At 42.8% G+C, this 7459-nt stretch carries 6 protein-coding genes; 3 read left to right on the top strand and 3 right to left on the bottom strand.

The window, feature by feature from the left end; translation table 11 throughout:
- Positions 1-15: 15 nt before the first annotated feature.
- The 3 genes from AC6CIF_RS31745 to licT form a co-directional block, all read right to left on the bottom strand.
- The gene (locus AC6CIF_RS31745) at positions 16-1425 is read right to left on the bottom strand and encodes a glycoside hydrolase family 1 protein (RefSeq protein WP_498202743.1); all 1410 of its coding nucleotides are present in this window, start codon (positions 1423-1425) and stop codon (positions 16-18) included.
- A 42-nt stretch (positions 1426-1467) separates the two neighbouring features.
- Entirely contained in the window at positions 1468-3366 is a 1899-nt protein-coding gene (locus AC6CIF_RS31750; protein ID WP_498202744.1) for a beta-glucoside-specific PTS transporter subunit IIABC, read from the bottom strand.
- A 184-nt stretch (positions 3367-3550) separates the two neighbouring features.
- Complete coding sequence (gene licT / locus AC6CIF_RS31755; protein ID WP_430212613.1) at positions 3551-4411, bottom strand: BglG family transcription antiterminator LicT; 861 nt, start codon at positions 4409-4411, stop codon at positions 3551-3553.
- Positions 4412-4723: 312 nt separating this feature from the next.
- Between licT and AC6CIF_RS31760 the strand changes: the two genes are divergently transcribed.
- The 3 genes from AC6CIF_RS31760 to AC6CIF_RS31770 all read left to right on the top strand — a co-directional run bounded on the left by AC6CIF_RS31760 (position 4724) and on the right by AC6CIF_RS31770 (position 6744).
- Entirely contained in the window at positions 4724-4891 is a 168-nt protein-coding gene (locus tag AC6CIF_RS31760) for a DUF3934 family protein (protein WP_074093608.1), read from the top strand.
- Between the two features lie 165 nt (positions 4892-5056).
- Positions 5057-5488 (top strand): MarR family winged helix-turn-helix transcriptional regulator, encoded by a 432-nt coding sequence (locus tag AC6CIF_RS31765; protein ID WP_498202745.1) that lies wholly within the window; start codon positions 5057-5059, stop codon positions 5486-5488.
- A gap of 80 nt (positions 5489-5568) precedes the next feature.
- Positions 5569-6744: a YhgE/Pip domain-containing protein gene (locus AC6CIF_RS31770; protein ID WP_498202746.1), complete on the top strand. Its 1176-nt coding sequence runs from the start codon at positions 5569-5571 to the stop codon at positions 6742-6744.
- The last annotated feature ends 715 nt before the right edge of the window (positions 6745-7459 follow it).

Raw genomic sequence — 7459 nt, forward strand, 5'->3', positions numbered from 1 at the left:
TTTAATAGTATGGTATTAACGAATTTCACCATTTGTTTCAATCAGTTTTTGATACCAGTAGAAACTTTGTTTGCGGATACGTCTCAATTCCTTAATATCGAATTCCTCACGATCCACATAGATGAAGCCATAACGTTTGCTTGATCCTTGGTGTGTGCTAACCAGATCGATGGCGGACCAAGGGCAGAAGCCAAATACATCCACGCCGTCTGTAATCGCTAGTTGAATCTGTTCGATATGTTTATTGAAGAATTCAATACGATATGGATCGTTAACCACGTCGCCTTCCTCCAGTTTATCAAAGGCACCCAGACCGTTTTCCGTAACAATCAATGGCAGATGATAACGGGAGTAGATTTGGCGCAGGGTAGAGCGGAAGCCCACGGGATCAATTTCCCAGCCAAACTCCGTTTTTTGCAGATTGGGATTCACAGATCCTCTATATGCGCCCGGTTCACCTACGATTTCATGCTGGTCTCCTGTATGGGAGAAGTCATTACCATCGTTCAGGCTTTCACCAACCGTTTGGGAAGTATAGTAGTTAAACGCAATAAAGTCAGGGTTTCCCTGAGCCAGGATGTCCATATCTCCGTCTTCAATGACAGGCGTATATCCTTTCTCTTCGAGATAACTCCAGGCAATATGATTATAACGTCCATATACCGCCATATCGAGATAGAGCCAGTTACGAATGGCAGCATAGTTATCAGCCGCGAGTGTGTCTTCTGGTTTGGAGCTCGCCGGGTAAATTACACCGATATTAGGAGCTGGGCCAATCTTGGCTTCAGGCAGCATTTCATGACACAGTACCATAGCTTTAGCTTGAGCAACCAGCATGTGGTGATTTTGCTGATATAGTGTTTTTTGCGGATCAACAAGTGTTGTATCCAGTGTCCCCAGAGAGCCGGGATGCAGAATCAGCATATTTTGTTCGTTGATGGTCAGCCAATATTTGACCCGATCTCCGTAGTTCTCATAAAGGGTCTTGGCATATTGTTCAAAAGCATCAATCGTTGCACGGTTGGACCAGCCGCCTTTTTCTTCAAGCGCATAAGGAAGATCGAAGTGATACATGGTCACAATGGGCTCAATACCGTATTTAATTAATTCATTAATGAGAGAATCGTAAAAGGCGAGCCCCTTCGGATTCACCTCACCCGCTCCTTGCGGATAGATGCGTGTCCATGCGATGGAGAAACGGTAGGCTTTGAAGCCCATTTCGGCGAGCAACGCCACATCTTCTTTGTACATATGATAGTGATCACTGGTTACCTTGAAGTCGGTTACACCTTCCACATGATTCCCCATGTCGATGACAGAAGGGCCTTTACCATCTTCATTCCAGGCTCCCTCGATCTGATAGGCAGATGTTGAACCTCCCCAAAAAAAATCTTTAGGAAATGGTTTCAGTTGAGTATGTTTCATAGTTAGTTCCTCCTAAGTTGAATTCATATAATATAAGTTGGGTCAGACAACGAGAGTCAGCAGGACATCATTTTTCTGTACCTGTTCCTGAGTCGTTTCGAACACATCTACTTCTTGCTGCGTTAGGGTCACAATGACAGGTGTTACGGTTTCATATCCGGCATCCTTGATCTTATCGATGTCAAACTGGATCAACAGATCGCCCTGTCTGACGATATCACCTTCCTGAACAACAGGAGAAAAGTGTTTTCCCTTCAACGCTACTGTATTGATGCCGATATGAATCAGGATTTCCGTTCCTGCGTTGGTGGTTAATCCAATGGCATGTCCAGTTGGGAAGAGGGAAGTGACAACACCGTCTACCGGAGCGACAACTTCACCAATCTCAGGGACAATCGCCAAACCTTTGCCCATAGCACCAGTCGAAAAAGCTGGGTCATTAATGGTACTCAGTGCTACGGCTTTACCTGTAAGTGGGCTATATATTTGTTCCTTTTTAATTTCAGTTGTTTTAGTCTCAGATACGACAGGAAGTTCTGCTGGTGTACTTTCAGCCGATGTGTTGGAGACTGATTCATTTTTAACGGAATCTGTGTCTTTCGTTTTGCTTTCGTAACCAAACATCACGGTTAATACCGCGGCTACCGCAAAGGAGCAGGCAATCGCAATTACGTAGACAACCGTTGGTGTATAGACAGGAATGGCAAATATATTGTGGAACACATAAGCAGTCATTTTAACACCAAAGTGACCATTAATGGCACCGCCGATCGCACCAGCGATAACCACGATAGGAATCACACGTTTATAACGCAGGATCAAACCGTATACGATTGGTTCAGTGACTCCTGCAAGTAAACCTGTAAGGCTGGTTGAGCCAGCAAGAGTACGCAGGGTTTTCTTCTTTTTGGCTTTCAGGAAAATACCGAAGGCTACACCGATTTGTGCAAAAACGGCTGCAGCAGCCATGGCTTCAATTGGATCGCCGCCAACCCCTATATTCTGTAACGTGATTGGAGTGAAGCCCCAGTGGAGTCCGAACACAACCATGAAGGTCATGAATCCACCCAGTACAACCCCTGATAATATACCGCTGACACCAATGAGCCAAGTTACGCCGGAGGAGATCCAGTCACCTACCGTGGTACCGAATGGTCCAAAGGCCATTGCGGACAGAGGAACCATAATCATCAAAGCAATCATGGGTACAAGGAACAATTGCAGGTCTTTCAAAATAATTTTTTTGAGTAACTTATCCAGAACAGCGTAGATGCTAATCGATATGAAGATTGGGAATACGCTGGCTGAATAATTCATCATCACAACCGGTATACCCAGGAACGATACATCTGAGCCCTTATCCATCAGCCCGGTGAAGCTCGGTTCCATCAGAGCGGCACCAATTACGCCAGCTACATAAGGATTGGCTTTCAGCTTCATACCCAGTGTGATGCCGAGGAAAATGGGCAAGAAATAAAATACAGCGTTGCCGGCAGCGGATAAAATCAGGTATGTGTCACTTGTATCCGACATCCATCCGAGCATGGTCAGGACAGTCAGCAAAGCTTTTAGCATACCTGATCCTGCCATAGCCGGAATTAACGGCGAGAAACTTCCGGATATAATTTCAAAAACTTTGGATAATAGCGAGGTTTTTTCCCCTGTGGATTCAGCCGATGAGGAGGAATCTCCTCCGAAATCCCGGTTTTTCATAATCTCCGCATATACATGAGCCACGTTACTACCGATGACCACCTGGAACTGGCCGCCGCTTTCGACAACGGTAATAATACCATCGTGTTTTTCAAGCGTTTCGCGTTCGGCCTTTTTCGAATCTTTCAGGTCGAATCTCAGCCGGGTCGCACAGTGGACAAGACCGTTGATATTGGCTTCTCCGCCGACGAGACGAACGATGTCATCCCCCATTTTTTTATGATCCATGTTAATTCTCCTTTGTTGTTAAGATTGCCTGAAAACAAAAAAATACCTAAACGAATGGCTAGAATCATCGGAAAGATGACCTGTTGCCAATCATTTAGGTATCGCCTGCTTGAGCAGTAACAATCCTTGTCGTTAAGTTGTGAGACCTACTATATATGACGCCGAAATCGTTTGCAAGCTTTTTTTATTCCGTGTCGAGTAGCTCGTTACGAGAAGTGACACGTTGAATGTGGATCGTTAAATACACCTTTTCATCAATGGACATGGCACTTTCAAACTTGTCTTCAAGGTACTGATTGATCCGTTGTGTGCATTCAAATGCCTTGTTATATTTGTCCTTCACCTGTTCATACAGAAAGTTATCTCCTGAAGCAAATTGCTCCTGTTCATTACTCAACATTCTCTGCACAAAATATTGAAGATGGGTAATAAACCGGGAATAATTAAACGAATTTTCATCCAGGGCGATGTGGTAATGATTAGTCACAATATTGAAGATATCATCAATAACTTCAGTAATTTCAACGGTTTGTTTCATGCCTTGAGCATCTTGACGAGCGTTTACAAAATGCATCGCAATAAAGCTGGCCTCATGTTCATCCATTTGAATGCCAAATTGTTCCTGGATCAGCTCCACCGCGTTCATGCCAATCCCAAACTCCTTCTTGTAAAACTTCTTGATCTGCCACAAAAGGGAATTCTTCAGCCCGACGGATTTACGGTACCGGGTAATGGCAAACTGAATATGATCGATCAATGATATATAGATATTATCACTAAAAATATCGCCCATTTCCTTTTTGGCATGACCCACAATTTCGTCCGCTAACTTCAAATATTCAACCGATGTTTCCCCAATCAGATCGATTAATTTTTGCGGTATTTTATCCGATTTCAGCACAAAGGTTTTTTCGATTTTATCCTCATCCACAGGCTGTCCGTTTTTCTTTTTGAAGCCAAGACCGTTGCCAATGACAACAAATTCGTGACCAACCTGGTTCTCAGCCCGGATGACATTGTTGTTAAAAATCTGACGGATGATCATATATGTGTTTCACCTCAATTGGTCGTAATAAAAACAAAAAACCCAAACTAAGGCTTAATAGACAGCCTTGGTTTGGGTATCGCCTGCTTACCAGTAACAATCCCGAAGAAGACGTAGCTTCCTCTTTCAATTATGTCCACTATACCGCTTTCATAACAGAATAACAATACAATGATTTATGGAAATGGACGTAAAGACGTGGATTTTTGGTATAATAAGAAATGCTGGAAGTGAATTAGATGGGCTGGGTTGCATAATAAGTTACCGAGGACGGTCATTTTTAAGCATATACAGGATTATTGGAGTGATAACATGAGCAATGCAAAAGGAAAAGGCGGCACCGGCCGTGGTACGGGTAAAAAAGGCTGGAACCGTTGGCAAGCCGCTGCTAACCGGGCGAAAAGTGCCCCGAAGCCTTATAAAAGTAAAGGCACAAAGAAGAAGGACGATACCGAAACTTCAAGTGGCAAGCCCGAGTAAGTATGGCTTGACGATGCCAAAGGAGAGAGCTGCCTGACTAACGGGTGGGTCTCTTTTTGCTTGAAAAGATAAAAAATTAAATTGACAGTATTGTAGATCTGGTAATAATATAGAGCTTACGCAAATTAGATGGTAGTGCTACTATATAGAGAAAGGAGCATCAGCATGCCTGTTAATATGGATGAAAATCCACTTGGACTGATTCTGTCACGGACGTATCTGGCATACAAAAAAACAACAACCAGAAATCTGAGTGAACAGGATATTACTCCGGAACAATTTGCAGTCTTGAATGAATTGAGCAAGGCTGGAAGCCATATATCACAGAAAAAACTGGCCGAATTAACAGTGCGGGACCAGACAACGGTAGGCAAAATTATAGACAAGTTGATTCGCAAAGGTCTGGTGACAAGAGAAGAAGATCCACAGGATCGCAGAGCGGTATTGCTTTGTTTGACGGCGGAAGGACTGGAAATGAATAACGTTCTGACACCAAAGGCAAAACAGCAAGAGCAAGAGGCACTCTCCGAATGTTCCCCTGAAGAGCTTGAAGCATTCCTGAATGTGATGAATCGCATCTATGAAAAGATGAAATAAATTTTTTTGACCAAATATGTGCATGTGCATATATATGTAGTGCAATTATTTTAATTTTAACTAATGGGAGTCGTGAACGAATGAAAAGCTTCAAAGATTTTCTTAAAGTGCCACAGACAAAAATAGGGTTGGTTTTTGCATTGATTATTCCGCTGTTATTTGTTGTGATCTGGATGACGGGTTATCATCAAGCCACGGAGAGAGTGGATCAACTTCAAGTTGCTCTTGTGAACGAAGACGGGACACAGGGAACAGAGGTGCAGAAGCAGATTGAAACGCTCGCGCCTTTCCATGTAAATGTACTGGGTTCTGCCGAGGAAGCTGAGCAACAGATGAATGCAGGTAACTATGCGATGGTTATTGTTATTCCGGAAGGATTCACTGACCAGATTGAAGGAGGTACAGAGGCGAGCTTGTCCTTTTATATCAACCAGGGAAATGCTGATGTAGCTAAATCCATTGTGGAACACGCGGCGACTGGAATGACTGCACAAATGGGACAAGGGATTTTGGAGTCCAAGGTTCAAGTGACCCTTAACCAGGATAGTATCAACAGCGATGAACTGAGTGCAGCCATTGGACAAGCGATGGCGAAGATGAATGAAGGGCCTGTAAAGGCTGAAATTAATAAAACGAACAGTGTGAGTGATTTTGCTACATCGATGCTGCCCATGATTCTGGGTTTTATCACCTACATTGCTGCGATGACTATGAACATTCAGTTTAATATTACGTCGAATATGATGAAGCGTACCCATTCCAAATGGGAAATCTTCTGGGGACGGCAAATGTTGTTATTGTGTATAGCAGTGATCGTTCCTCTAATTGTGGATACAGTTGCTCTTCTGTTCACGGATGTTGCGAGCTCCTTCGGCGCTTTGTATCTGTATCATGTGCTGGTGAGTCTGGCTTGTATCTGTTTTACACAAATGAGTTTTGCCCTGTTTGGCAATGCAGGCCCTCTATTTAATGTAGCGATGGTTCCACTCCAGTTGATGACAGCAGGAAATATCATTCCAGCCGAGATGCTGGCGCCATTCTACCGTTATATCGGAAACTTTCTGCCCGCTTCCAATGGGGTACAGGGATTTATGCGTTTGATCTATAGTGGAGAGGCAGTGGGGGGATACATGGTTCATCTTCTGTTGATCTCGATTATTACGTGGGGAATTACGGTGCTACGAGTTAGCGTGCAAAAAGCAGGTAATGGAAAAATGACGATGACGCCTCCAGCATCAGTGCAGGCACAACATTAAGAGTTTCCTTCTATATATAATGTAATAACACACACAAGAAAGTGGTTCACGTATAGTTATATGCGTGCATCACTTTTTTTGTGTATCTTCTATGGTAGTTCTACTTATACTCGTGGTAACTTACAGTGCCCCCAGTAATCTTGCATGACCTTAATAAAAGGACAACCTAAATTGAGCATATTAATGAAGCTAAAATATATGAGAGGAGATGTAGGCTAATAAGTTTAAAATCAATTAGACATGTATTGCGAGGTATGAATGGAAAAAATGTCATTTAAGCTATAATAAACTTTACACTGGGATAGAGGAGAGCAACACAGTAAAGGTAGTTGATTTGTAGTAAATGAATTTTATTAAATTAAGTATTGTAATTAATATCTATACGTGATATATTATTAATCCGGCCAAGAAAACACGGTTTAACACTGGTGCGGCAAGCGATTGAAATAAGCTTCGAAAGAAACTTGAAAAAAAGAGCTTGCAAAGTTGGTTCGGACATGATATTATATAAGAGTTACTGAAGAGAACGACATTCGGTAACGGAATAAGTTTGATCTTTGAAAACTGAACAACGAGTGAGTAAACATTCTGCTTGCAGAATGAACGCGAAAGTTTGAGATAAGCCTTGGCTTGGATTGACTGGAGCACAAATGAGATGTTTAATCTCGTCAGATTCAAAATGAGCTTATCGCTCTTTTCAATACTTTATTGGAGA

The organism is Paenibacillus sp. GQ49, assembly GCF_059759055.1.

What these genes read in the sequence shown, in the direction of transcription:
- AC6CIF_RS31745 (WP_498202743.1), bottom strand. Translation starts at nt 1,425, where the DNA reads ATGAAACATACTCAACTGAAACCATTTCCTAAAGATTTTTTTTGGGGA.
- AC6CIF_RS31750 (WP_498202744.1), bottom strand. Translation starts at nt 3,366, where the DNA reads ATGGATCATAAAAAAATGGGGGATGACATCGTTCGTCTCGTCGGCGGA.
- AC6CIF_RS31770 (WP_498202746.1), top strand. Translation starts at nt 5,569, where the DNA reads ATGAAAAGCTTCAAAGATTTTCTTAAAGTGCCACAGACAAAAATAGGG.
- licT (WP_430212613.1), bottom strand. Translation starts at nt 4,411, where the DNA reads ATGATCATCCGTCAGATTTTTAACAACAATGTCATCCGGGCTGAGAAC.
- AC6CIF_RS31760 (WP_074093608.1), top strand. Translation starts at nt 4,724, where the DNA reads ATGAGCAATGCAAAAGGAAAAGGCGGCACCGGCCGTGGTACGGGTAAA.
- AC6CIF_RS31765 (WP_498202745.1), top strand. Translation starts at nt 5,057, where the DNA reads ATGCCTGTTAATATGGATGAAAATCCACTTGGACTGATTCTGTCACGG.